Origin of the sequence: Bradyrhizobium sp. (assembly GCF_028868675.1) — a bacterium.
In the GTDB taxonomy this organism is placed as follows: domain Bacteria; phylum Pseudomonadota; class Alphaproteobacteria; order Rhizobiales; family Xanthobacteraceae; genus Bradyrhizobium.
Map to the genome: position 1 here is coordinate 1 of NZ_JAGWUA010000341.1, position 2,701 is coordinate 2,701.

Below are 2,701 nucleotides of genomic sequence, written 5' to 3' on the forward strand. Positions count from 1 at the left end.
CCGGCACCGGCGTGCGCGTCAATTGCGTCTGCCCCGGCCTGATCGAAAGCCGCATGCTGAGCGCGATCGTCCACGGCCGCAATCCGAACCAGGCCCCGATCCCGAACGAGAAGCTCGCCGAACGGATTCCGGCGCGGCGGCTCGGCGATCCCTCCGAGGTCGCCTCGATCGTCGCCTTCCTCGCCTCCGACGAGGCAAGCTACGTCTCCGGCTCCGCCTACACCGTCGATGGCGGACGCACGGCCGGCTAGATTTCCGTCATTTCCGCGGCGCGACGAAGCCGCGAGCGCGGAATGACGACGTGATGTCGTTCTCGGAAGGTCGCCTATGCCCGTCGTTCTCGATCCCGATGCCGCCGCCGTCTACAAGGCCTTCCAGGAAGCCGGCCGGCCGCCTTACGAAACATTGACCGCGCCGGAGGCGCGCGCGTCCTATGCGCAGGCGCGCTTCGCCACCAATCCCGAGCCGCCGGTGCTAGCGCGCGTCGACGAACTCACGATCCCGTCGCCGCACGGCGCCATCCGAGCGCGCCTCTACGTGCCGAAGACACTGCGCAAGCAGGATGGGTCGTCGCCCGCATTGGTGTTCTTCCATGGCGGCGGCTGGGTAGTCGGCGATCTCGACACCCACGACGTGGCCTGCCGCAAGCTCGCCGACGAAGGCGCGCTGATCGTGATCTCCGTCGACTACCGCCTCGCGCCCGAGCACAAGTTTCCCGCCGCCGTCGACGACGCCATCGCCGCCACCCAATGGGTCGCGGACAACGCCAGGCAGCTCGGCATCGACGCGTCGCGCCTTTGCGTCGGCGGCGACAGCGCCGGCGGCAATCTCGCTGCCGTGGTCGCCATCGCCGCACGCGACGGCAATGGACCTGCGATCGCCGGTCAGGTCTTGATCTATCCGGCGGTCGATCTCGCGATGATGCATGGCTCGCACCGCGAGCCCGAGACCAGCGTGCTGTTGACGCATTCCGTGATCCGCTGGTTTTGCGACCACTATCTGAGCGGCGCCGCCGACATCCACGACTGGCGCGCTTCGCCGGCGCGCGCTGCGACCCTGATCGGCCTGCCGCCCGCCTATGTCCTGACCGCCGGCGCCGACCCCCTGCGCGACGAAGGCGACGACTATGCCGCGCGGCTGAAGCAGGCCGGTGTGCCCGTCGCGTACCGGCACTTCCCCGGCCAGTTCCACGGCTTCTTCACCATGGGCAAGCTGCTGCAACAGGCCAACATCGCGGCGAGCGAGATTGGAGCCTGGTTGAAGGGGTTGAATTGACGACTTGGCGCGTAGCCCGCATGAAGCGCAGCGGAATGCGGGACCAATCACCGATCAGCGGTCCCGGATTTCGCTTGCGCTCCATCCGGGCTACGAACGCTCGCAGCCCTAAGCGCTCCTCGCCGCGCGCCGCAGCGATTGCGGCGGCTGGCCGAAGGCGCGGATGAAGGCGCGCCGCATCCGCTCGGGATCGCGAAAGCCGGTCGTCTCGGCCACGCGCTCGATCGCCTCGCTCGACGACTGCACCCGCTCGCGCGCGACCTCGATGCGCAGGCGCTCGATCGCCTTCGATGGCGTCGAGCCGGTCTCCGCGGCAAAGGCGCGGGCGAAATGCCGCGCGCTCATGCCGGCGCGCTCGGCGAGATCCTCCACCGTCAGCGGCTCGTCGAGATGCTCGCGCGCCCAGGCGAGCAGCTGACCGAAGCGTCCGTCCGGCGTCTTCAGTTCGAGCAGCGATGAAAACTGAGACTGGCCGCCGCTGCGGCGGTGGTAGAGCACGAGCTGCCGCGCGGTGTCCTGCGCGACCGCATCGCCGTGGTCCTCCGCGACCATCGCCAGCGCCAGATCGATGCCGGCGGTGATGCCGGCCGAGGTCCACACGTCGCCGTCGCGGGTGTAGATCTGATCTGGCTCGAACCTCACCTTCGGATAGCGCGCGACGAAATCCCGCGTGCGGCCCCAATGCGTGGTGGCGCGCCGCCCGTCCAGGAGTCCGGCTTCGGCCAGCACATAGGCCCCGGAGCAGACGCTCGCGATCCGCACGCCGCGCCTGGCGAGCCGCTGCACGAAGGCGCGCGTGACCGGACAGCGCGCCGCCCGGGCGACCCCCTCGCCGCCCGCCACGATCAGCGTCGTGATGGCGTTCGCCGATTTCAGGTCGCGCGCCAGCATCTCGGCGCCGGACGAACTGCGCACCGGCCCGGCCTCGACCGCGAGCAGTCGCAGCGCCGGCGCCTTGCGCGCATAGCGCGCCGCGATCTCGAACACCGAGATGGGGCCCGCCGCATCGAGCAGCTGGAAATCGGGAAAGATCAGGACGCCGATCATGGCTCAGACCGCCTATGTCCGAAAATGAGGGAAATATGCCATTTAGGACGAGAAGCCATCATGGCAGGCTGACGTCGTCAAGCGGATTTTTTGCGCCGCTCATTTCGAAAGGCCTCGCCATGCCGTCACCGCTCCAGATCGGACTCCTCGTCTTCCCGCGCGTCACCCAGCTCGATCTCACCGGCCCCGTGCAGGTGTTTTCCTCCCTGCCCGGCGCCCGGGTGCATCTGATCTGGAAGCGCATCGAGCCCGTGCCGAGCGATTCCGTGCTCACGTTGACGCCGACCATCGCCTTCGCCGACTGCCCGCAGCTCGACGTGATCTGCGTGCCCGGCGGCTTCGGCACCGACGAGCTGATCGACGATGAGGACGTGCTGGA

3 protein-coding genes and 1 pseudogene are annotated in these 2,701 nt (G+C 68.8%); 3 read left to right on the plus strand and 1 reads right to left on the minus strand.

Annotated features, from left to right (window positions below; genetic code table 11):
- Both KGM94_RS24765 and KGM94_RS24770 read left to right on the plus strand, forming a co-directional pair.
- The coding region (locus KGM94_RS24765) for an SDR family oxidoreductase (RefSeq protein ID WP_300265240.1) at positions 1-251 on the plus strand (251 nt) is incomplete at its 5' end.
- Between the two features lie 76 nt (positions 252-327).
- Positions 328-1,275 carry an alpha/beta hydrolase gene (locus KGM94_RS24770; RefSeq protein WP_300265243.1) on the plus strand — a complete coding sequence of 316 codons (948 nt, stop codon included), beginning with the start codon at positions 328-330 and terminating at the stop codon, positions 1,273-1,275.
- A 108-nt stretch (positions 1,276-1,383) separates the two neighbouring features.
- Here KGM94_RS24770 and KGM94_RS24775 read toward each other — a convergent pair whose 3' ends face one another.
- Entirely contained in the window at positions 1,384-2,322 is a 939-nt protein-coding gene (locus KGM94_RS24775; RefSeq protein ID WP_300265245.1) for a GlxA family transcriptional regulator, read from the minus strand.
- Positions 2,323-2,441: 119 nt separating this feature from the next.
- Between KGM94_RS24775 and KGM94_RS24780 the strand changes: the two are divergent.
- Positions 2,442-2,701 (plus strand): annotated as a pseudogene (locus KGM94_RS24780) (DJ-1/PfpI family protein); the annotation flags it as partial.

What these genes read in the sequence shown, in the direction of transcription:
- KGM94_RS24770 (WP_300265243.1), top strand. Translation starts at nt 328, where the DNA reads ATGCCCGTCGTTCTCGATCCCGATGCCGCCGCCGTCTACAAGGCCTTC.
- KGM94_RS24775 (WP_300265245.1), bottom strand. Translation starts at nt 2,322, where the DNA reads ATGATCGGCGTCCTGATCTTTCCCGATTTCCAGCTGCTCGATGCGGCG.